Genomic DNA, 21,693 nt, shown 5'->3' with positions numbered 1-21,693 from the left:
CAGCTTGGCGTGGGAGCGGGCTTGCCCCGCGATGAAGCGCTCAAGGATAAGGCGGGGCGCTTAGTTCCAGCCAGCCCGGTCCATCAGGCGGATGGCCTCGGCCTGACGCTTGCCGGCAACCTCGACCGGAATACTGTCGGCCTTGAAGCTACCCCACGCCGCCACTTCCTCGGAAGGCTTGACCTTCGGGTTGGCCGGGAATTCCTGGTTGATATCGGCGAACAGCTTCTGCGCCTGCTCGCCCGTCATCCACTCCACCAGCTTCTTGGCCGCCTCTGGATGCGGCGCGTGCTTGGTCAGGCCAATGCCCGACAGGTTGACGTGCACGCCACGGTCGCCCTGGTTGGGCCAGAACAGTTTCACCGGCAGGTCAGGCTTTTCCTTGTGCAGGCGGCCGTAGTAGTAGGTGTTGACGATGCCCACGTCGCACTGGCCGGCGGCGATGGCCTGGAGTACCGCGGTGTCGTCGGAGAACACGTCGGTGGACAGGTTGTTGACCCAGCCCTTGATCAGTTTTTCGGTCTCGGCTTCGCCGTGGTTCTCGATCAGGGTGGCGGTCAACGACTGGTTGTAGACCTTCTTCGCCGTGCGCAGGCACAGCCGGCCTTCCCAATGCTTGTCGGCCAGGGCCTCGTAGGTGCTCAGTTCCTGCGGCTTGACCCGCTCGGTGGAGTAGGCGATGGTCCGCGCGCGCAGGCTCAGGCCGGTCCAATCGTGGGACGAGGCGCGGTACTGCGCGGGGATGTTCTGCTCGATCACGGTCGACTTGATCGGTTGCAGGATGCCCATCTGCTCGGCCTGCCAGAGGTTGCCGGCATCGACGGTGAGCAGCAGGTCGGCGACGCCGTTCTGGCCCTCGGCCTTGATGCGCTGCATCAAGGGCGCTTCCTTGTCGGTGATGAACTTGATCTTGACGCCGGTCTTGGCGGTATAGGCGTCGAACACCGGCTTGATCAGCTCGTCGATGCGCGAGGAATACACCACCACTTCGTCCGCCGCCTGGGCGGTACCGCCGAACAGAGTAAGGGCCAGGGCGGCCAGAAGGGGCTTGCGGGGCAACATCGGGGGTACTCCTCGCTGAGTTTAGAGGTGCAAATGGTAGTGGTTCCCATTTTTCGACTCATCTGCCGAGCAGTTACCAGATGTTGCGGGGACTGCTGCGCAGCCCTTTCGCGACACAAGGCCGCCTAGCGACCCCGACCCTCTCAGGCCCTGGCCAGCTCCGGCAGGTCCCCGGACAACCCCAACGCCTGACGCACGAACACCGCCTTGGCCTCCGGCAACTGTTCCACCAGCTTCAAGCCGCTGTTGCGCAACCAACGCAGCGGCAACGGGTTGGCCTGGAACAACCGCTCGAAGCCCTCCATCGCCGCCATCAACGCCAGGTTGTGCGGCATGCGCCGGCGCTCGAAGCGGCTCAGCACCTTCACATCCGCCAGGCGCTCGCCACGCTCGCAGGCGCGCACCAGCTCCTCGGCCAGCACCGCGGCATCGAGAAAGCCCAGGTTGACGCCTTGCCCCGCCAGGGGGTGGATGGTGTGGGCCGCATCGCCGATCAGCGCCAGCCCTTGCTCCACGTAACGCTTGGCATGGCGCTGGCGCAGCGGCACACAGACCCGCGGGTCGGCCTCGAGCACCTCGCCCAGGCGCCCTTCGAAGGCCCGCTCGAGCGCCGCGCAGAACGCCGCATCGTCCATCGCCATGGCCTGCTCGGCCTGCTCCGGCGTAGTCGACCAGACGATCGAGCACCAGTCCTGGCCGCCATCGCGGCTCAACGGCAGGAACGCCAGCGGGCCTTCATCGGTGAAGCGCTGCCAGGCGGTGGCCTGGTGCGCCTGGCTGCAACGCACGCTGGTGACGATGGCGTGGTGCAGGTAATCCCATTCGCGGGTCTGGCAACCGGCCAGACGCCGCACCGCCGAGTTGGCGCCATCGGCGGCGATCACCAGCGGCGCGCGCAGCTTGCGGCCGTCGGCCAGGGTCAGCAGCCAGTCGTCACCGGAGCGGCGCAGCTGCTCCAGGCGGGCATTGGGCAGCAAGCCGACATCGCTGTCGTGCAGGCGCTCCAGCAGGCCGTCCTGGACCACCCGGTTCTCGACGATATGGCCCAGCACCTGGGCATGCACACTGGCCGCCGAGAAGTGGATCTCACCGGTGCCGCTGCCATCCCAGACGTGCATGTCCGAATACGGCGACACCCGCCGCCGGGCGATGCCTTCCCAGGCCCCCAGGCGCTCGAGGATGCGCTGGCTGGCCGCCGACAGGGCACTGACCCGCGGCTCGAACGGCGCCTCAGGGTCAAAGGGCTTGACCGTCAGCGGCCCGCCATCGAGCAGGACCACTTCCAGGCCGCTGTGACGCAGGGCCAACGCCAGGGCGCTGCCGACCATACCGGCACCGACAATCAACAGATCTGCGCGCGTTTCCATGCCTTACGCCTGCCTCGCTTGCGGCTTGAGCCGCACATATAGGGTTTTGTCGACCCGCGCCACCAGCTCGCCGGCACCGTCGCGGATCTCCACCTGCAACCGGGGCAGGTACTTCTTGCCGCTGGCGGTCTGCTGGCGAATCTCGTCCAGCAGCGCGTCGTCGACGTGGAATTGGGCATACACCGGGCCCTTGCCCGGGGCGATGAAATCGATGCTGGCGGCCTTGTCCCAGACGATGTAGTCGCGCCCCAGCCGCTCGATCAGCAGCAGCATGTAGAACGGGTCGACCATGGCATACAGGCTGCCGCCGAACTGGGTGCCGACGTAGTTGCGATTCCACCGCGTCAGTTTCATGCGCACCTTGACGCTGCGCATGTCCGGGCTGATTTCCTGGATATGGATGCCGGCGCCCAGGTAAGGCGGATAGAGGTTCAGCAGCCAGCGCAACAGGCGGGCCCGGCGCGCGAGCCGGCGCGAATCGCTCATGCCCGGCCTCGCGGGTCGGGGCGGGTGCCCAGGCCCATGGCCTGGCGGGCGAACCAACGCTTGGCCGGTGGCAGCAGGTCCAGGCCGAGCAAGCCGAGGTTACGCCCCGTGGCCAGCAGCGGCTGCTGGCTGCCGAACAGGCGGGTGACCTGATCGGAAAAGCCGATGGTCAGGGCCTGGTCGAGGCGCTGGCGCTGGTGATAGGCCTGCAAGATGGCCAGGTCGCCAGGTTGCTGCGGGCCCGCCAACAGTGCCTCGGCCAACGACTGCACGTCGCGCAGCGACAGGTTGAAGCCCTGCCCGGCGATCGGGTGAAGGCTGTGGGCGGCGTTGCCGAGCACCACCAGGTGCGGGCGCACCTGCTCCTCGGCCTCGACCAGCGCCAGCGGGTAGAGGTGCCGCGCGCCGACCTGGCGCAAGGCACCCAGGCGGTAACCGAAGGCGTCCTGCAGCTCGCCCAGGAAGCTGCGCTCGTCCAGCTCGGCCAAGCGCTTGGCGTCCATGCCCTGACGGGTCCAGACCAGCGCGCAGCGGTTCTCCGGCAGCGGCAGCAAAGCCATCGGGCCTTGCTCGGTGAAACGCTCGAAGGCTTGCCCGGCATGGGCCTCGCCGGGGGTGATGTTGGCGATCAGCGCGCTCTGGTCGTAGGGCGTGCGCCGCACATGGATGCCCAACTGCTCGCGCAGGCCGGAGCGGCCGCCGTCGGCCAGCACCGCCAGGTCGCATTCCAACGAGGTGTCGTCGTCCAGTTGCAGGCGGTAGCCACCGGCAATGGCCTGCAGCGCCTTGACCTCGGCCGGGCAGCGCCAGCTGATGACCTGGTTGTCGATCGCCTGCCACAGGCACTGGCCAAGCCAGGCGTTCTCGACCACATAGCCCAACGCCGGCACGCCTTCTTCCTGGGCGTCCAGGCGGGCGGCACCGAAGCGGCCGCGGTCGGACACCTGGATCTGCCGGATCGGCTCGGCGCGGCGGCTGATGGTCTGCCACAGGCCCAGCTGCTCATAGATCTGCCGGGTACCGTAGGACAGCGCCGAAGAACGGGCGTCGTAGCTGGGCTGGAAACTGTCGCCCGGGGCGAACGGCTCGATCAGCAGAATCTTCCAGCCACGGGCCTTGGCCGCTGCCTGCAACGTGAGGGCCAGGCTGGCACCGACCAAGCCACCGCCGATGATCGCCAGGTTGACCCGGTTCATGCGGCGTCCTTGCGGGCGGCCAGCATCAGCGCCTCGATTTCGGCCACCGTGCGCGGCACGCCTGAAGTGAGGATTTCACAGCCTTGTCTGGTCACTACCACGTCGTCCTCGATCCTTACGCCGATACCGCGCCACTTCTTCGCCACGCGGGTGTTGTCGGCGCCAATGTAGATGCCCGGTTCCACGGTCAGCGCCATGCCCGGCTCGAGCACGCGCCACTGGCCGCCGACCTTGTATTCGCCGACATCGTGCACGTCCATGCCCAGCCAGTGCCCGGCGCGGTGCATGTAGAAGGCACGGTAGGCCTCGCTGTCGATCAGCGCCTGCACCTCGCCCTTGAGCAGCCCCAGCTCCACCAGGCCGGCGGTGATCACCCGCACGGTGGCCTCGTGGGCGTGGTTCCAGTGCTTGCCCGGCGCGATCTCGGCGAACGCGGCGGCCTGGGCGGCGAGCACCAGCTCGTAGATGGCTTTCTGCTCCGGCGAGAAGCGTCCGCTGACCGGGAAGGTGCGGGTGATGTCGCTGGCGTAGCAGTCGATCTCGCAACCGGCGTCGATCAGCACCAGGTCGCCGTCCTTGAGCGGCGCGTCGTTCTGCTGGTAATGCAGGATGCAGCCATTGCGCCCGGCGGCGACGATCGAGCCGTAGGCCGGCATCTTCGCCCCGCCCTTGCGGAACGCGTAGTCCAGCTCGGCTTCCAGGCTGTATTCGTGCAGCCCGGCGCGGCAGGCCTGCATGGCCCGCACGTGGGCGCCGGCAGAAATAGCCGCGGCTTCGCGCATCACCTTCACTTCCGCCGCCGATTTATACAGGCGCATGTCGTGCAGCAGATGATCCAGGGCAACGAACTCGTTCGGCGGCTGCGCGCCCAGGCGCGCCTTGGAGCGGATCACGTTGATCCAGTCCATCAGCCGGCGGTCGAACTCGGGGTTGCTGCCCATGTTGCTGTAGACCCGCTCACGGCCTTCGATCAGGCCGGGGAGGATCTCGTCGATGTCGGTGATGGGGAAGGCGTCATCGGCACCGAAGTCGCGCACCGCGCCTTCCTGGCCGGCACGCAGGCCGTCCCATTGCTCGCGCTCGGGGTTGCGTTCACGGCAGAACAGCACGTACTCGCCGTGCTCGCGACCGGGGATCAGGGCGATCACTGCCTCGGGCTCGGGGAAGCCGCTCAGGTACTGGAAATCGCTGTCCTGGCGGTAGACGTGCTCGACGTCGCGGTTGCGGATGGCGACCGCGGCGGCGGGCAGGATGGCGATGCTGTTGGGGACCATCTGCGCCATCAGCGCCTTGCGCCGACGGGCGTACTCCGCCTTGGGTATGTGGCTCATGGGCAAACGACCCCGTTCAGATCAGTGCAGCGAAGGCTTTGGCGCAGGCGCTTCGGGCTGGGCCAGCTCGGTGTACAGCAGCAGCGGGGCGACGCGCAGGTACTCCATGACTTCCATGTAGTCGCTTTCGCCGTCCTCGGACTCTTCCAGCGCTTCCTGGACCTGCGAGATGGCCACCAGGTCCTGCAGCACTTCCTTGGCATCGGTGGACAAGTCCTTGCCACCGGCGTTCAGACCGAAACCGGTGATGAAGCCCTGGCACCACTGGCCCAGCGCGGCGGCGCGGTCGGCCAGCGCGGCGTCGTCGGTAGGCAGCAGCAGGACAATGGCGACGTCCTCGCCGGTGAGCTCGGCCTTGACCATCTCTTGCAGGCCGACCAGGGCGTTGCGAACCGAGTCGCCCGGCTCGGTCTCGAGCAACTGGGCGGCGTCGGCCAGCCAGGCGTCGGCATCGAAGCCGGCGCCGGCGCAGCTGCGACCGATCAGCAGGCCGTGCAGCTCGGCAGGGGTGGCAGGGTGGCCATTGCTCGACAGCAGCATGGCGAAGGCGACGTAGGGCGATTGGGTATTGGGCATGGTCTGCTAGGCGCCAGGCGGCGCAATGACTAGAATGAAGACCTTGTATCCTAGCACCGGCAGGCGCGCCAAGACCATCAGCACTGGCCGCCGGGGGCCCGAGGCAGGCATGATCGGCAGGTGCGTAACGATGGAGCGAATCGAGTGCAACCCATGCAAGAGAACGACCTGCAAGCGCTGATGAGCCGGTTCGAGTCGCTGATCGCGCGCGTCGAGCAACTAAAACGGCAAAACGCACTCTTAGTAGCTCAGGAAAAATCCTGGCGCGAGGAGCGCGCCCACCTCATCGAAAAGAACGAGATCGCCAAACGCAAGATCGAATCGATGATCCTGCGCCTCAAGGCCCTGGAGCAAGACTCATGAGTTCAAGCAATAGCGTCACCGTGCAGATTCTCGACAAGGAATACTCGATCATCTGCCCACCGGAAGAGCGCAACAACCTGGTCGGTGCCGCGCGTTACCTGGATGGCAAGATGCGCGAGATCCGCAGCAGCGGCAAGGTGATCGGCGCCGACCGCATCGCCGTGATGGCCGCGCTGAACATCACCCACGAACTGCTGCACCGCCAGGAGCGCCCGGAAAGCGCCGGCGGCGGCGCCACCCGCGAACAGGTGCGCGACCTGCTGGAGCGGGTCGACCAGGCACTGTCCGACGACCCGGTTAGCAAAAGCGACTGAGATTGGTATACTGGCGCCACTCCCTGGGGGATGCGCCAGTCGGTTATGTCCCTGAGCCGATACGCACAACCACGGGGGTTGCACGCTGGGGCCGGTGTGCATGTCCGCCCGACGGAAAGCCTTAACGCCCCCTGCAATCTCCACCTTGAACTTTCGGGTTCAAGGGCTACACCGATAGCGGTCTTGTCGGGGAGCCTGCTTCAGAACTGCCCGCCTGCCACGGCGGGCATTTCGTTTTCTCTGGGATCGCCCGTGCCATGACCGACACCGCGCCGCTTACCCGCCCCCAGCTTCGCCGCCTCCTGCGCAACGCCCGTCGCGCCCTCAGCCCCGCCCAGCAACGCCAGGCCGCCGAAGGCCTTTATCGCCAACTGGCGCAGGATCCTTTGTTCCGCCGCGCCCGGCACATCGCCTTGTACCTGCCCAACGACGGCGAGATCGATCCGCAGCTACTGCTGCGCGAGGCGCACAAACGCGGCAAGCACGTCTACCTGCCGGTGCTGCACGCCTGGCCGCGCACGCGCATGGTGTTCCAGCGTTTCGAGGCCGGCGAAAAACTGCGCCCGAACCGCTTCGGCATTGCCGAACCGCTGGTCGAGCGCAAGCGCCAACGGCCGATCTGGGCGCTGGACCTGATCCTGCTGCCGTTGGTCGGTTTCGATGAAGTGGGGGGACGCCTGGGCATGGGGGGCGGCTTCTATGACCGCAGCCTGGCCTACCAGAGCCGGCGCAAGGCCTGGAAAAAACCGCTGCTGCTGGGGCTGGCCCATGAGTGCCAGAAAGTCGAGCGGCTGGCCCAGGCGAGCTGGGATGTACCCTTGCAAGGCACGGTCTCGGACCGTGGCTGGTACCTGGCGCCAAAATGAGCCGGCGCGAAAAGAGGGATCAGCGCTGCTGTTGCGCCGGATCGACGGGCGCCTGCTGGTAGGCAGCGTCCAGCTTGCGTTCCCACAAGCCTTGCGCGTAACCGGTAGTGACCACGCCCAGCCCGAAAATGAAGGCCAGGATCCAGAGCAGGTCCGGTTTACGTTGTTTCATCGATTGCCCCCCTAGGCAAAAGGTCCAGGCTCGGCGGCTTTCTTGATGGCTGCCGGAGCGTATAGCTTAAAATCGGCGCATTTTCCGACAACATGAGGCGACACGCAAACCTTGGCGCCAACCGACCGTCGGTTTCATGCAACTAGTTATTTCAAACCTTTTCAGGAGCAGCACCCATGGCCTACTGGCTGATGAAATCCGAGCCCGACGAGCTCTCCATCGAAGCCTTGGCACGCCTGGGCAACACCCGTTGGGACGGGGTGCGCAATTACCAGGCGCGCAACTTCCTGCGGGCCATGAGCGTAGGCGATGAGTTCTTCTTCTACCACTCCAGCTGCCCGCAGCCGGGGATCGCCGGCATTGCCCGCATCCGCGCCGCGGCCTATCCCGACCCCACGGCGCTGGACCCGACCAGCCACTACCACGACGCCAAGGCCAGTGCCGAGAAAAACCCCTGGAGCGCGGTGGACGTGGAGCACGTGAAGACCTTCCGCCAAGTCCTCGGCCTGGGCCTGCTCAAGCAGCAGGCGGCGCTGGAGGAACTGCCACTGGTGCACAAGGGTAGCCGCTTGTCGGTCATGCCAGTCAGCGCCGAGCAATGGGCCGCGATCCTCGCGCTCAGCTGATTCAGGGTCTATCGTCAGGGGTTTGACCAATATCAACGCGCAAGGAAGCGCGTCGCGCCAGGATAAGGCGTGCAAGCCGCAGGATGCAGACCGAATGAACCGCAAAGCCCCCAGAATTTTCGCTTGTGCCCTGGTTTTACTGCTGTTGGCGGCAGGTGGGCTGGGCTACTGGAAGTCCCTGCACGACCGCCTGCCCGAGGGCCTGAGCATGGGCAACGGGCGCCTCGAATCCACCGAAGTGCAAATTGCCACCAAGGTCCCAGGCCGCCTGGCCGAGGTCTTGGTCGACGAGGGCGACCAGGTCGTGCGCGGCCAGCTGCTGGCGCGCATCGATACCCGCACCCTGCAAGCCCAGCGCACCCAGGCCGAGGCCGAGGTGCTGCGGGCCCGCCAGAACCAGGCCGCCGCCCAGGCCAGCGTGCAACTGCGCCAGAGCGAGCTGCTGCTGGCCAGCCAGGAACTCAAGCGGGTACGCGAAATCTTCCAGCGCAAGTTCGCCAGCCAGCAACTGCTCGACCAGCAGCAGGCCCGCTACGACACCGCCGGCGCCGCGGTGCAGGCCGCCCGCGCCCAGCTGGCGGCGATCACGGCCGCCATTGGCGCCGCCGAAGCCCAGGTCGCGCAGCTCACCAGCGAGATCGACGACAGCAGCCTGCGCGCGCCCATCGACGGCATCATCCAGCTACGCCTGGCCGAACCCGGCGAAGTGCTGGGTGCCGGTGGCCGGGTGCTGATGCTGATCGACCCCAGCGACCAGTACATGAACCTCTACCTGCCCGCCTCGACCACCGGCCGGCTGACCGTCGGCGCCCCGGCGCGCATCGTCCTCGACGCCCTGCCCGACCAGGCGCTGCCGGCCAAGATAGCGTTCGTCGCGGCCAAGGCGCAGTTCACCCCGAAACAGGTCGAAACCCGTGACGAGCGGCAGAAGCTGGTGTTCCGCGTCAAGCTGCGCCTGACCGCGCCGAGCGCCGTGCCCCAGGCCAAACCGGGCATGCCCGGGGCCGGCTACGTGCGCACCGCCGAGGTGGACTGGCCGGCCAACCTGCAATGACCATCGCCCCCGCGCTGCTGGCCGCCGGCATCCACCACCGCTACGGCAAGTACCAGGCCCTGGCGGAGGTGGCCTTCAGCCTGCCCGCCGGAACCCGCTGCGGCCTGATCGGCCCGGACGGCGCCGGAAAGTCCACCCTGCTCGGCCTGATCGCCGGGGTCAAGCGCCTGCAACAGGGCGAGCTGCAAGTGCTGGGCGGCTCGATTCGCCAGCGTCGCCACCGCACCGCACTGTACCCCAAGGTCGCCTTCATGCCCCAGGGGCTGGGCAACAACCTGTACCCGGAGCTGTCGATCGCCGAGAACATCCGCTTCTTCGCCACCCTGTTCGGCCTCGGCCGCGCCGAGTGCGAGCAGCGCATGGCCAGCCTGCTGCAAGCCACCGACCTGGCGCGCTTCGCCGAGCGTCCGGCGGGCAAGCTGTCGGGCGGCATGAAGCAGAAACTTGGCCTGTGCTGTGCGTTGATCCACGAGCCAGACCTGCTGATCCTCGACGAGCCGACCACCGGCGTCGACCCGCTGTCGCGGCGGCGCTTCTGGGAACTGGTGGAACAGGTGCGCGGCCAGCGCCCACAGCTGACCCTGCTGGTGGCCACCGCCTATATGGAAGAGGCCGAACAGTTCGAGCATTGCCTGATGCTTGACGGCGGCCGTCTGCTGGCCGCCGGGCTGAGCCGCGAACTGGCCGCAAGCACGCCCAGCGGCAAGCTCGACGATGCCTTCACCCACTTCCAGGGCGCCGGCCGCGACCAGCCCGAGCCGCTGCGCATCCCGCCACGCCCGAGCGACGATGGCCCGGTCGCCATCGAGGCCCACGACCTGACCCTGCGCTTCGGCGACTTCACCGCGGTGAACAAGGTCAGCTTCGCCATTGGCCGTGGCGAGATCTTCGGTTTCCTCGGCTCCAACGGCTGCGGCAAGACCACCACCATGAAGGTACTCACCGGCCTGATGCCGGCCAGCGAAGGCAGCGCCAGCCTGCTTGGCCGCCCGGTGGACGCGGGCGACCTGGCCACCCGCAAGCGGGTCGGCTTCATGTCCCAGAGCTTCTCCCTGTACGGCGAGCTGAGCGCCCGGCAGAACCTCGAACTGCACGCGCGCCTGTTCGACCTGGCCAAGGCCGACAGCGCGCCGCGCATCGCCGAACTGCTCGAGCGCTTCGACCTCGGCGCCATCGCCGATCAGCCCTCCGGCGCGCTGCCCCTGGGCCTGCGCCAGCGCCTGTCGCTGGCCGTGGCGGTGCTGCACCGCCCGGAAGTGCTGATCCTCGACGAACCGACCTCAGGCGTCGACCCGGCAGCCCGCGACGACTTCTGGCGGCTGTTGGTTCAGCTGTCCCGCGAGCAGGGCGTGACCATCTTCCTGTCCACCCACTTCATGAACGAGGCGCTGCGCTGCGATCGCATCTCGCTGATGCACGCGGGTCGGGTGCTGGCCTGCGACACGCCGCAGGCGTTGCAGCGCCAGTTCGGCGGCGCAACCCTGGAGGACGCCTTCGTCACCTGCCTGGAACAGGCCCAGCAAGCCCCCACCCCGGCCCAGCCCGCCAGCGCCCTGGGCCAGGCCGCCGCCGCCACGCCCGTGCTGCGCCAGGCCTTCAGCCTGCGCCGCCTGCTGGCGGTGGCCAGCCGCGAAGGCAAGGAACTGCTGCGCGACAAGGTGCGCCTGGCCTTCGCCCTGCTGGGCGCGCTGTTCATGATGGTGATCTTCGGCTATGGCATTTCGCTGGATGTCGAGAACCTGGCCTTTGCCGTGTACGACCAGGACCAGAGCCCGCAAAGCCGCGCCTACCTGGAGGCCTTCCGCGGCTCGCGGTACTTCGCCGAGCAGCCGCCGATCCGCGACGCCCGCCAGTTGCACCAGCGCCTGCAACGCTCGGAAATCAAGCTGGCGCTGGAGATCCCGCCGGGCTTCGGCCGCGACCTGCACGCCGGGCGCCAACCCGTGGTCGCCGCCTGGCTCGACGGCGGCATGCCGTTTCGCGCCGAGACCAGCCGCAACTATGTCGAAGCCGTGCACCAGGGCAACCTCGAGCAACTGACGGCGCTCAGCCCCCGGCCTGTCGCGCGTCAACAGCCAGTGCGCCTGGAAACCCGCTTTCGCTACAACCAGGACGTGGTCAGCGTGAACGCCATCGGCCCCGGGGTGATGGCGCTGATCCTGGCGTTCATCCCGGCCATGCTCACCGCCCTGGGCATCGTCCGCGAGAAGGAGCTGGGCTCGATCACCAACTTCTACGCCACGCCCCTGACCCGCCTGGAGTTCCTGCTCGGCAAGCAGGCGCCGTACCTGGCGGTAAGCCTGGTCAACCTGGCGCTGCTGGTGGCGATGAACCGCTGGTTGTTCGGCGTGCCGCTCAAGGGCAGCCTGCTGGCCCTGGCCTGCGGCGGCCTGGCCTACCTGCTGGCGACCACCAGCCTGGGCTTGCTGATCTCGGCGTTCACCCGCACGCAAATTGCCGCGATCCTCGGCACCATGATTCTCACCAGCCTGCCGACCATCCAGTTCTCCGGGCTGATCGTGCCGCGCTCGTCGCTGGAGGGCGCGGCGGCATTGATGGGCCAGTTGTTCCCAGCCGGCTACTTCCTCGACATCGCCGTCGGCACCTTCACCAAGGCCCTGGGCCTGCGCGAGCTGTGGCCGCAGTGCCTGGCGCTGCTGGGCTTCTTCGCCGTGTTCAGCGGGCTGAGCCTGGCCATGCTGAAAAAGCAGGAGGCCTGAAATGCATCGTCTCGCCCACACCCTGCGCCTGGGCCTGAAGGAGCTGACCAGCCTGCGCCACGACAGCGTGTTGCTGTTGTTCCTGCTGTACGCCTTCAGCGTGGCGATCTACATGCCCGCGGCAGGTTCGGTGATCGGCGTGCACAACGCCAGCGTGGCGGTGGTCGACGAAGACCACAGCGCCGTCTCGCGCAAGCTCGCCGAGGCGCTGCAGCCGCCGGAGTTCCAAGCCGCCGTGGCGCTACCCAGCGCACGCCTGGACCAAGCCATGGACAGCGGCCAGTACACCTTCGTGATCAACCTGCCGGTGAACTTCCAGGCCGACCTGCTGGCCGGGCGCTCGCCGCAGTTGCAGGTCAACGTCGACGCCACGGCCATGAGCCAGGCGTTCATGGGCGCCGGCTACATCGGCCGGATCTTCGAGCGCGAGCTGCTCGAGTACACCGACCACGACGCGGCGCAGAGCCCGGCGCTGCTCAACCCCAAGGCGCTGTTCAACCCCAACCTGGAGGGCGGCTGGTTCCTGGCGGTGATCCAGATCGTCAACAACATCACCATCCTGGCGATCATCCTCACCGGCACCGCGTTGCTGCGCGAGCGCGAGCATGGCACCCTCGACCATCTGCTGGTGCTGCCGTTGACGGCCCTGGAAATCATGCTGGCGAAGATCGCCAGCAACGCCCTGGTGGTGGTGCTGTGCACCTGGGTTTCGCTGGAGGTGGTGGTCAAGGGTGCGCTGGGGGTGCCGCTGGCCGGCTCCCTGGGGCTGTTCCTGGGGGTGACTGCGCTGTACCTGTTCGCCAGCACGGCGCTGGGCATCTTCCTCGCCACCCTGGCGCGCTCGACGCCGCAGTTCGGCCTGCTGGCGATCCCGGTGATCATCCCGATGCTGCTGCTCTCGGGCGGCAGCACGCCGCTGGACAGCATGCCGCAGTGGCTGCAGTGGGTCATGCAGGGCTCGCCCTCGACCCACTTCGTCAGCCTCGGCGCCGCGATCCTGTTCCGCGACGCCGGGCTGGCCGTGGTCTGGCCAGACGTAGCAGCCCTGGCGGTGATCGGCCTGGTGTTCTTCGGCGTGGCCCTGGCGCGCTTTCGCCGCAGCCTCGCCTCCTGATCACTGCACGATCAGGTTGTTGAACAGCAGGTCCTCGACGATAGGCTTGCCCTCTTCGGACTCCATCACCTGCTGCACCTGCTTCAGGGCTTCCTGGCGCAGTTTTTCCTTGGCCTCGACGTTGCTCATGTTGTCCACGCCCTGCTGGGTGAACAGCGCCACCAGCTGGTTGCGGATCAGCGGCTCATGGTGCTTGACCGCTGCGGCGGCGATGTCGCCGGTCACGCGCAGGGCGACATCGGCCTTGTACACCCGCAGCTTGGGGTTGCCGTCGAGGGCATAGTTGCCAACGAAGGGCGGGCTGAGGGTGATATAGGCCACCTTGGGCTCGCCTTCCTTTTCCTCGGCCATCGCCGCCGCTGGCAGCAGCAGCGCCAGCACCATCAAGATCCACGCTTTCACGAATTCGCTCCTCAATACAGTTGGCGCCAGCTTACCCAGCGCACCGGCCAAACCCAAGCCCGGGCTTATGCCGGTGCATCAGGGCGGGCCATGCTCGTTGACCCGGGGGGCCGCCCTCCTACACTTATCGGCCACCACACGCAAAGGAATAGCCCTGATGAAAGCCTTGTTGTGCAAAGCCCTGGGCCCAGCGCGGGACCTGGTCCTGGAAGAGGTCGCCGGGCCTGCGCCGAAGAAGAACGAAGTGCTGATCGACGTGCATGCCGCCGGGGTCAACTTCCCCGACACCCTGATCATCGAAGGCAAGTACCAGTTCCAGCCACCGCTGCCGTTCTCGCCGGGGGGCGAGGCCGCCGGCGTGGTGGCCGCGGTCGGCGAGAAGGCCGGGGCCTTCCAGGTTGGCGAGCGGGTCATGGCCCTGACCGGCTGGGGCGCCTTTGCCGAGCAGGTGGCGGTGCCGTTCTACAACGTGCTGCCGATCCCGGCGGGAATGGACTTCACCACCGCCGCCGCCTTTGGCATGACCTACGGCACCTCGATGCACGCCCTGACCCAGCGCGGCCAGCTCAAGGCCGGCGAGACCCTGCTGGTGCTCGGCGCCTCCGGCGGGGTCGGCCTGGCTGCGGTGGAGATCGGCAAGGCCCTGGGCGCGCGGGTGATCGCCGCGGCCAGCAGCGCCGAGAAACTGGCCATCGCCAAGGCTGCCGGGGCCGACGAGCTGATCGACTACAGCCAGGCCAGCCTCAAGGACGAGATCAAGCGCCTGACCGGCGGCCAGGGCGTCGACGTGGTCTACGACCCGGTTGGCGGCGCGCTGTTCGACCAGGCGGTGCGCGGATTGGCCTGGAATGGCCGGCTGCTGGTGGTGGGCTTTGCCAGTGGCAGCATCCCGCAGTTGCCGGTGAACCTGGCGCTGCTCAAGGGCGCGGCGGTGCTCGGGGTGTTCTGGGGCGCGTTCGCCCAGCGCCAGCCGCAGGACAACGCCGCCAACTTCCGCCAGCTGTTCGCCTGGCATGCCGAGGGCAAGCTCAAGCCCCTGGTGTCGCGCACCTACCCACTGGCCGAGGGCGGCGCGGCCATCGAGCGCCTGGCGCAACGCCAGGCGGTGGGCAAGCTGGTGGTGACGGTCCGGTAACGCCATACCACGTAAGAGCAACTGTCTTGCTGAGACCTCTCAACTGGCGTGATCTCTGTAGGAGCGGCCTTGCCGAGGCGTCGGACCGGTCGGAAAGGGCCGCAAAGCGGCCCCGGCGATCTTTGCAACAACGCTGAAATCCAGGGGCTGCTGCGCAGCCCTTTCGCGACACAAGGCCGCTCCTACAGGTTGACGTAGTAGCTGTGGGCGCATCGCCTGAATCGCGGGGCGAGCCCGCTCCCACGATGGGTACACTTCTATCCATATTCCTAAACGATAGTTCATAAAATTTTTATAAACGAATAGGGTATATCGACCGGACCACCGGACCAGCAAATGTCTGTCGCCGTCAGCTGAGGCGACGCTTTCCACTTTGTGAGGTAAGGAATGGTCAGGATCACAATCACCCCAGTGGCCAACGCCAGGGCATTGAGTGCAGCCAAGGAGCGGTACTGATGTCCAGCCAGCCAACTACCCGACTCCACAGCGATATCGACAGCTCGCCGCCGCTGCTGCCGGCCAAGGTGCTGCGCAACGACGCAGAGGCCCTGCAGGCCGCCCGCGAACTGGCCGAGGTGGCCCGCCAGCAGGCGGCCAAGCGTGACCAGCAACGCAAGCTGCCCTGGGCCGAGATCGAACAGTTCACCCGCAGCGGGCTGGGCAGCATCAGCGTGCCCAAGGCCTATGGCGGCCCCGAGGTGTCGTTCGTCACCATCGCCGAGGTGTTCCGCCTGATCAGCGCCGCCGACCCGGCGCTGGGGCAGATTCCACAAAACCAGTTCGGCATCCTGCAACTGATCCGCCTGACCGCCACCGAAGCCCAGCAGGCAGCGGTCTTCCGCGCCGTGCTCGACGGCTGGCGCATCGGCAACGCCGGCCCCGAACGTGGCACCAAGGACACGCTCACGCTCAAGGCGCGCATCACCCGCGACGGCGATGGCTATCGCATCAGCGGCGAGAAGTTCTACTCCACCGGCGCCCTGTTCGCCCACTGGGTGGCGGTCAAGGCCCTGGACGACGAGGGGCGCCAGCGCCTGGCGCTGGTGCGCCGGGGCAGCCCGGGGCTGCGCATCGTCGACGACTGGTCGGGCTTCGGCCAGCGCACCACCGCCAGCGGCACCGTGCTGCTCGACCAGGTGCCGGTGGACGCCGAACAGGTTGTGGATAACTGGCGCCTGGGTGACTCACCCAGCATCCAAGGCGCCGCTTCGCAATTGATCCAGGCGGCCATCGACGCCGGTATCGCCGAGGCGGCCATCGACGATGCCATCGCCTTTGTGAAGGAAAAGTCCCGGCCATGGATCGAGGCCAAGGTCGAGCGCAACAGCGACGACCCCTATGTGATCGCCGATATCGGCCGCCTGAAGCTCGACCTGCACGCCGCCGAGGCGTTGCTGCGCAAGGCCGCCCAGGTGCTCGACGAGGTCAACGCCGGCCCTGTGGACGCCGCGGCCGCGGCGCGGGCATCGATCGCCGTGGCCGAGGCCAAGGTGCTCACCACCGAGATCTCGCTGCAGGCCAGCGAGAAGCTGTTCGAACTGGCCGGCAGCCGCGCCAGCCTGGCCGAGTTCAACCTCGACCGGCACTGGCGCAACGCCCGGGTGCACACCCTGCACGACCCGGTGCGCTGGAAGTACCACGCCGTCGGCGCCTACTACCTCAACGGCACCCTGCCGGCCCGCCATTCCTGGATCTGATTCAAGGCCCTTCGCCAGCAAACCGGCCCCTACGCAATGCCCGTAGGAGCCGGCGTGCCGGCGCAACAGCCCCTGCGGAGAGCACCATGACTGCATCCCTCATCACCAGCGACGCCCAAGCCCTGGCCGTCGCCGAAGAAATCGCCCAATCACTGCGCCACGACAGCGCCGCGCGTGACCGCGAACGCCGCCTGCCCCACCCCGAACTCGACCATTTCGTGCAGACCGGCCTGTGGGGCATCAGCGTGCCCAAGGCCTTCGGCGGCGCCGGCGTATCCAGCGCCACCCTGGCCAAGGTCATCGCCCGCATCGCCCAGGCCGACGCCTCGCTCGGGCAGATCCCGCAGAACCACTTTTACGCCCTGGAAGTGCTGCGGGTGAACGGCACCCCGGCGCAACAGAAACGCTTGTATGCCGAAGTCCTCGCCGGCCGCCGCTTCGGCAACGCCCTGGCCGAGATCGGCACCAGGAACGCCCATGAACGCACCACCCGCCTGACCCGCGATGGCGACCATTACCGTATCGATGGCCGCAAGTTCTACTGCACTGGCGCCCTCTACGCCCAACGCATCCCGACCCTGGTGATTGACGAACAGGGGGTTTCACACCTGGCCTTCGTGCCCGCCGACACACCGGGCATCGAGGTCATCGACGACTGGAGCGGCTTCGGCCAGCGCACCACCGGCAGTGGCTCGGTGGTGTTCGACAACGTGTTCGTCCGCGCCGAGGATGTGGTGCCGTTCCAGAGCGCCTTCGATCGCCCCACCACCGTCGGCCCGCTGGCGCAGATCCTCCACGCCGCCATCGACACCGGCATCGCCCGCGCCGCCTTCGAGGACGCCCTGCACTTCGTGCGCACCCGCAGCCGGCCGTGGATCGATTCCGGCCTGGACAAGGCCAGCGACGACCCGCTGACCCTGAAAAGCTTCGGCCACCTGGCGATTCGCCTGCACGCCGCCGAAGCCCTGCTGGAGCGCGCCGGGGAAATCCTCGACCTCGCCCAGGCCGACAGCAACGCCGAGACCCTGGCCGCCGCCTCCATCGCCGTGGCCGAGGCGCGAGCGATCAGCACCGAGATCTCGCTCGCCGCGGGCACCACCCTGTTCGAGCTGGCGGGCAGCCAGGCCACCCTGGCCGAGCACAACCTCGACCGCCACTGGCGCAACGCCCGGGTGCACACCCTGCACGACCCGGTGCGCTGGAAGTACCACGCCATCGGCAACTATTACCTCAACGACGAGAAGCCGCCGCGCCGGGGGACCATCTGATGGCCCGCCAGATCCTGCTCAATGCCTTCAACATGAACTGCATCGGGCACATCAACCATGGCCTGTGGACCCACCCACGGGACACCTCGACCCAGTACAAGACCCTGGAATACTGGACCGATCTGGCCCGCCTGCTGGAGCGCGGGCTGTTCGACGGCCTGTTCATCGCCGACATCGTCGGCACCTACGATGTCTACGGGCAGTCGCTGGACGTGCCGCTGAAAGAGGCCATCCAGCTACCGGTCAACGACCCGCTGCTGCTGGTCTCGGCCATGGCCGCGGTGACCCGGCACCTGGGCTTCGGCCTCACCGCCAACCTCACCTACGAGGCGCCGTACCTGTTCGCCCGGCGCCTCTCGACCCTCGACCACCTGAGCAACGGCCGGGTCGGCTGGAACATCGTCACCGGCTACCTCGACAGCGCCGCCCGGGCCATGGGCCTGGAACAGCAACCCGAGCATGACCGCCGCTACGACCAGGCCGACGAATACCTGCAGGTGCTGTACAAGCTGCTCGAAGGCAGCTGGGACGACGACGCCGTGATTGCCGACCGCGAACAGCGCGTGTATGCGCGTCCGGACAAGGTGCACAAGGTCGAGCACCACGGTGAGTTCTACAAGGTCGAGGGCTATCACCTGTGCGAACCCTCGCCCCAGCGCACCCCGGTGCTGTTCCAGGCGGGCAGTTCGGCGCGCGGCCTGGCGTTCGCCGGCAACCATGCCGAATGCGTGTTCATCGGCGGCCAGGACAAGCCGTCCACCCGCGCCCAGGTCGACAAGGTGCGCGCAGCGGCCAAGGCGGCCGGGCGCGATCCCCAGGCGGTGAAGGTGTTCATGGGCCTCACCGTGATTGTCGCCCCGACCGAGGAGCAGGCCCGTGCCAAGCACGCCGAGTACCTGCGCCACGCCAGCCCCGAGGCCGGTGTGGCGCACTTCGCCAGCTCCACCGGCATCGACTTCTCACGCTACGAACTGGACGAGCCCATCGGTTTCGCCAAAGGCAACGCCATCCAATCCGCCACCCGCCAGTTGCAGGACAACGCCTGGACCCGCCGCCGCCTGCTCGAACAACACGCCTTGGGCGGGCGCTACGTGACCCTGGTCGGCGCCCCGGAACAAGTGGCCGAGCAACTGATCGCCTGGATCGACGAAACCGGCCTGGACGGCTTCAACCTGGCGCGCACCGTCACCCCGGAGAGCTACGAGGACTTCATCGACCTGGTGATCCCGGAACTGCAACGCCGCGGCCGCTACAAGACCGCCTACGCCGAGGGCAGCCTGCGCCAGAAGCTGTTCGCCACACCCCACGCCCACCTGCCCGCCGACCACCCCGGCGCCGCCTATCGCAACCCACCTGTCCCTGCCCCGACTGGAGCCCTGCACCATGCTTGAGAAACTGTTCCGGCCCGTCGCGGCCATCGCCCTGGGCCTGGGCCTGTGCGCCACCGCCCTCGCCGCCGAGCCGCTGAAGATCGGCACCACCGCCGCCTTCGCCATCCCCCTGGAAGCCGCTGTGGAAGAGGCCCACAAGCAAGGCCTGGACGTGAAATTGATCGAGTTCAGCGACTGGATCGCACCGAACGTCAGCCTCAACAGCGGCGACATCGACGTGAACTACTTCCAGCACATCCCCTTCCTGGAGAATGCCAAGGCCGCCGCCGGTTTCAACCTGGTGCCCTACGCGCCGGGGATCATCAACAACGTCGGCCTCTACTCGAAGCGCTACAAAAGCTTCGCCGAGCTGCCCGAGGGCGCCAGCGTGGCCATCGCCAACGACCCGATCAACAGTGGCCGAGGCCTGCAGTTGCTGGCCAAGGCCGGGTTGATCACCCTCAAGCCGGGCGTGGGCTACAAGGCCACCGAGGATGACATCGTCGCCAACCCCAAGAAGATCAAGATTCTCCAGGTCGAGGCGGTACAGCTGGTGCGCGCCTATGACGACGCCGACCTGGTCCAGGGCTACCCGGCCTACATCCGCCTGGCCAATAGCTTCGACGCCACCTCGGCGTTGCTGTTCGACGGCCTGGAGAACAAGGAATACGTGATCCAGTTCGTGATCCGCCCGCAGGAGAAGAACGACCCGCGCCTGGCCAAGTTCGTCGACATCTACCAGCACTCGCCGGTCGTGCGCGCCGCCCTGGACAAGGCCCACGGCAAGCTCTACCAGGCCGGTTGGGAAGGCTGACATGGCCCAGGCCAGCGCCCTCAGGGCGCCCGTCCCCCCCGTCGAACCGCACAAGGCCACGGAGCAGGCTCTGCGCCCGGAGGTGAGCCAGGCCCACGTGCGCTTCATCGGCCTGGGCAAGACCTACCCAGGCCAGGCCCAGCCCGCGCTGCACGGCATCGACCTGAACATTCGCCGCGGCGAAATCTTCGGCATCATCGGCCGCAGCGGCGCCGGCAAGTCGTCGCTGCTGCGCACCATCAACCGCCTGGAACAGCCCAGCCAGGGCCGGGTACTGATCGACCAGGTGGATATCGCGCCGTTCGACGAGGACCGCCTGGTGGCCCTGCGGCGACGCATCGGCATGATCTTCCAGCACTTCAACCTGATGTCGGCCAAGACCGTGTGGCAGAACGTCGAGCTGCCGCTGAAGGTAGCCGGCGTCGCCAAGGCCGAGCGCCAGCGCAAGGTCCGCGAGCTGCTGGCGCTGGTCGGGCTGGCGGAGAAACAGCATGTCTACCCGGCGCAACTGTCGGGTGGGCAGAAACAGCGGGTCGGCATCGCCCGGGCGCTGGTGCACGACCCTGAGATTCTGCTGTGCGATGAGGCCACTTCGGCGCTGGACCCGGAAACCACCGCCTCGATCCTTGAACTGCTGCGCGACATCAACCGGCGCCTGGGCCTGACGGTGGTGCTGATCACCCACGAGATGGCGGTGATCCGCGATATCTGCCACCGCGTGGTGGTGCTGGAGCGCGGCGAAGTGGTCGAGCAGGGCGAAGTCTGGCAGGTGTTCGGCGCGCCGCGCCATGAGGTTACTCGCACCCTGCTGGCGCCATTGCAGGCGCGGCTCCCCGACGCATTGCAAGCCAGCCTGCGCGCCAGCCCCGCCAGCCGTGATTCGGCCGTGGTACTCAAGCTCGGCCTGCTCGGCGAGCCGGAACTGAGCGCCCTGTTCGCTGACCTGGGTGGGCGGGTGCGCCTGCTGCAGGGCGGCATCGAGAGCATCGGCGGGCATGCCGTGGGGCAACTGGTCCTGTCCGTGCGCGGCTCGCCGCTGGACACCCATCAATTGCTGGAACGCGCCCGTTGCTGGGCTGCGAATGTGGAGGTGCTGGGCCATGTGGATTGATCGCTTGCTGCAAGGCCTGCTCGACACCTTGCTGATGGTCGGCGTGTCGTCGCTGGTGGCGTTGCTCGTCGGCGTGCCGATGGCGGTGCTGCTGGTGACCAGCGACAAGGGCGGGATCTTCGAGGCCCCTGCGCTGAACCGGGTGCTGGGCGCCATCGTCAACCTGTTCCGTTCGATCCCGTTCCTGATCCTGATGGTCGCGCTGATTCCCTTCACCCGCCTGGTGGTCGGCACCACCTACGGCGTGTGGGCCGCAGTGGTGCCATTGACCATCGCCGCGACACCGTTCTTCGCGCGAATCGCCGAGGTCAGCCTGCGCGAGGTCGACCATGGGTTGGTCGAGGCGGCCCAGGCCATGGGCTGTCGGCGCTGGCACATCGTCTGGCACGTGTTGCTGCCCGAGGCGCTGCCGGGGATCGTCGGCGGCTTCACCATCACCCTGGTGACCTTGATCAATTCATCGGCCATGGCCGGGGCGATCGGCGCCGGCGGGCTGGGGGATATCGCCTACCGGTATGGCTACCAGCGCTTCGACAGCCAGATCATGCTGACTGTGATCGTGATGCTGGTGGCGTTGGTGGCGGTGATCCAGCTGGGTGGCGATCGTCTGGCCAAAAGCTTGAACAAACGTTGAAAATTACGGTGTAGG

The 21,693-nt window shown here is 67.3% G+C and carries 22 protein-coding genes and 1 other RNA gene; 15 read left to right on the top strand and 8 right to left on the bottom strand.

All coding sequences use genetic code 11. The annotated features are described in order from the left end of the window. Positions 1-60: 60 nt before the first annotated feature. From NJG22_RS05030 to NJG22_RS05005, 6 genes are all read right to left on the bottom strand, one after another. The gene (locus NJG22_RS05030) at positions 61-1,062 is read right to left on the bottom strand and encodes an extracellular solute-binding protein (protein WP_253093061.1); all 1,002 of its coding nucleotides are present in this window, start codon (positions 1,060-1,062) and stop codon (positions 61-63) included. Positions 1,063-1,205: 143 nt separating this feature from the next. Beyond that, entirely contained in the window at positions 1,206-2,429 is a 1,224-nt protein-coding gene (locus NJG22_RS05025; protein WP_217851207.1) for a 2-octaprenyl-3-methyl-6-methoxy-1,4-benzoquinol hydroxylase, read from the bottom strand. A 3-nt stretch (positions 2,430-2,432) separates the two neighbouring features. Further along, complete coding sequence (locus NJG22_RS05020) at positions 2,433-2,915, bottom strand: DUF4442 domain-containing protein (RefSeq protein WP_217851209.1); 483 nt, start codon at positions 2,913-2,915, stop codon at positions 2,433-2,435. Next, positions 2,912-4,111: a 2-octaprenyl-6-methoxyphenyl hydroxylase gene (gene ubiH, locus NJG22_RS05015; protein ID WP_253093060.1), complete on the bottom strand. Its 1,200-nt coding sequence runs from the start codon at positions 4,109-4,111 to the stop codon at positions 2,912-2,914. The genes NJG22_RS05020 and ubiH overlap by 4 nt, the downstream gene beginning before the upstream one ends. Then, a complete protein-coding gene (pepP, locus tag NJG22_RS05010; protein WP_253093054.1) occupies positions 4,108-5,442 on the bottom strand; it encodes a Xaa-Pro aminopeptidase in 1,335 nt (444 codons plus the stop codon). The genes ubiH and pepP overlap by 4 nt, the downstream gene beginning before the upstream one ends. A gap of 21 nt (positions 5,443-5,463) precedes the next feature. Further along, positions 5,464-6,018, bottom strand: a complete 555-nt coding sequence (locus NJG22_RS05005; RefSeq protein ID WP_253093047.1) for a YecA family protein — start codon at positions 6,016-6,018, stop codon at positions 5,464-5,466. Positions 6,019-6,171: 153 nt separating this feature from the next. Between NJG22_RS05005 and NJG22_RS05000 the strand changes: the two genes are divergently transcribed. From NJG22_RS05000 to NJG22_RS04985, 4 genes are all read left to right on the top strand, one after another. Further along, positions 6,172-6,381, top strand: a complete 210-nt coding sequence (locus NJG22_RS05000; protein ID WP_217851221.1) for a TIGR02449 family protein — start codon at positions 6,172-6,174, stop codon at positions 6,379-6,381. Continuing rightward, the gene (locus NJG22_RS04995; protein WP_253093042.1) at positions 6,378-6,695 is read left to right on the top strand and encodes a cell division protein ZapA; all 318 of its coding nucleotides are present in this window, start codon (positions 6,378-6,380) and stop codon (positions 6,693-6,695) included. Before NJG22_RS05000 ends, NJG22_RS04995 begins: the two co-directional genes overlap by 4 nt. A 17-nt stretch (positions 6,696-6,712) precedes the next feature. After that, a non-coding RNA gene (ssrS, locus tag NJG22_RS04990) (6S RNA) lies at positions 6,713-6,892 on the top strand. Positions 6,893-6,952: 60 nt separating this feature from the next. Further along, positions 6,953-7,561, top strand: coding sequence for a 5-formyltetrahydrofolate cyclo-ligase (locus NJG22_RS04985; protein ID WP_253093040.1), 609 nt, complete (start codon positions 6,953-6,955; stop codon positions 7,559-7,561). Between the two features lie 19 nt (positions 7,562-7,580). On the opposite strand, the gene NJG22_RS04980 is transcribed toward NJG22_RS04985, so the two are convergent. Next, positions 7,581-7,733 (bottom strand): hypothetical protein, encoded by a 153-nt coding sequence (locus tag NJG22_RS04980; RefSeq protein ID WP_253093038.1) that lies wholly within the window; start codon positions 7,731-7,733, stop codon positions 7,581-7,583. A 176-nt stretch (positions 7,734-7,909) separates the two neighbouring features. Between NJG22_RS04980 and NJG22_RS04975 the strand changes: the two genes are divergently transcribed. The 4 genes from NJG22_RS04975 to NJG22_RS04960 all read left to right on the top strand — a co-directional run bounded on the left by NJG22_RS04975 (position 7,910) and on the right by NJG22_RS04960 (position 13,247). Further along, complete coding sequence (locus NJG22_RS04975) at positions 7,910-8,359, top strand: EVE domain-containing protein (RefSeq protein ID WP_217851229.1); 450 nt, start codon at positions 7,910-7,912, stop codon at positions 8,357-8,359. A 94-nt stretch (positions 8,360-8,453) separates the two neighbouring features. Further along, entirely contained in the window at positions 8,454-9,413 is a 960-nt protein-coding gene (locus tag NJG22_RS04970; RefSeq protein ID WP_217851231.1) for an HlyD family efflux transporter periplasmic adaptor subunit, read from the top strand. Then, on the top strand, positions 9,410-12,133 hold the full coding sequence (rbbA, locus tag NJG22_RS04965; RefSeq protein ID WP_253093036.1) for a ribosome-associated ATPase/putative transporter RbbA: 2,724 nt from the start codon (positions 9,410-9,412) through the stop codon (positions 12,131-12,133). Before NJG22_RS04970 ends, rbbA begins: the two co-directional genes overlap by 4 nt. A gap of 1 nt (position 12,134) precedes the next feature. Next, entirely contained in the window at positions 12,135-13,247 is a 1,113-nt protein-coding gene (locus NJG22_RS04960; RefSeq protein ID WP_253093035.1) for an ABC transporter permease, read from the top strand. Here the strand turns inward: NJG22_RS04960 and NJG22_RS04955 are convergent, their stop codons facing one another. Then, positions 13,248-13,649, bottom strand: a complete 402-nt coding sequence (locus NJG22_RS04955) for a flagellar basal body-associated protein FliL (RefSeq protein ID WP_253093031.1) — start codon at positions 13,647-13,649, stop codon at positions 13,248-13,250. Between the two features lie 157 nt (positions 13,650-13,806). Here NJG22_RS04955 and NJG22_RS04950 point away from each other — a divergent pair, with 157 nt between their 5' ends. The 7 genes from NJG22_RS04950 to NJG22_RS04920 all read left to right on the top strand — a co-directional run bounded on the left by NJG22_RS04950 (position 13,807) and on the right by NJG22_RS04920 (position 21,678). Continuing rightward, positions 13,807-14,784: an NADPH:quinone oxidoreductase family protein gene (locus tag NJG22_RS04950; protein WP_253093028.1), complete on the top strand. Its 978-nt coding sequence runs from the start codon at positions 13,807-13,809 to the stop codon at positions 14,782-14,784. Between the two features lie 455 nt (positions 14,785-15,239). After that, the gene (locus tag NJG22_RS04945; RefSeq protein WP_253093026.1) at positions 15,240-16,481 is read left to right on the top strand and encodes an SfnB family sulfur acquisition oxidoreductase; all 1,242 of its coding nucleotides are present in this window, start codon (positions 15,240-15,242) and stop codon (positions 16,479-16,481) included. 86 nt (positions 16,482-16,567) lie between these two features. Then, positions 16,568-17,749, top strand: coding sequence for an SfnB family sulfur acquisition oxidoreductase (locus NJG22_RS04940; RefSeq protein ID WP_253093024.1), 1,182 nt, complete (start codon positions 16,568-16,570; stop codon positions 17,747-17,749). Continuing rightward, positions 17,749-19,140: an LLM class flavin-dependent oxidoreductase gene (locus NJG22_RS04935; protein ID WP_253093022.1), complete on the top strand. Its 1,392-nt coding sequence runs from the start codon at positions 17,749-17,751 to the stop codon at positions 19,138-19,140. Before NJG22_RS04940 ends, NJG22_RS04935 begins: the two co-directional genes overlap by 1 nt. Further along, the gene (locus NJG22_RS04930) at positions 19,133-19,933 is read left to right on the top strand and encodes a MetQ/NlpA family ABC transporter substrate-binding protein (protein WP_253093020.1); all 801 of its coding nucleotides are present in this window, start codon (positions 19,133-19,135) and stop codon (positions 19,931-19,933) included. Before NJG22_RS04935 ends, NJG22_RS04930 begins: the two co-directional genes overlap by 8 nt. A 1-nt stretch (position 19,934) precedes the next feature. Beyond that, positions 19,935-21,044: an ATP-binding cassette domain-containing protein gene (locus NJG22_RS04925; protein WP_253093018.1), complete on the top strand. Its 1,110-nt coding sequence runs from the start codon at positions 19,935-19,937 to the stop codon at positions 21,042-21,044. Further along, complete coding sequence (locus NJG22_RS04920) at positions 21,034-21,678, top strand: methionine ABC transporter permease (RefSeq protein ID WP_253093016.1); 645 nt, start codon at positions 21,034-21,036, stop codon at positions 21,676-21,678. The genes NJG22_RS04925 and NJG22_RS04920 overlap by 11 nt, the downstream gene beginning before the upstream one ends. Positions 21,679-21,693 lie beyond the last annotated feature (15 nt).

It is taken from the genome of Pseudomonas sp. VA159-2 (assembly GCF_024126635.1).
GTDB classification, from domain to species: domain Bacteria; phylum Pseudomonadota; class Gammaproteobacteria; order Pseudomonadales; family Pseudomonadaceae; genus Aquipseudomonas; species Aquipseudomonas muyukensis.
This window is presented reverse-complemented; position numbering and strand designations above follow the sequence as displayed.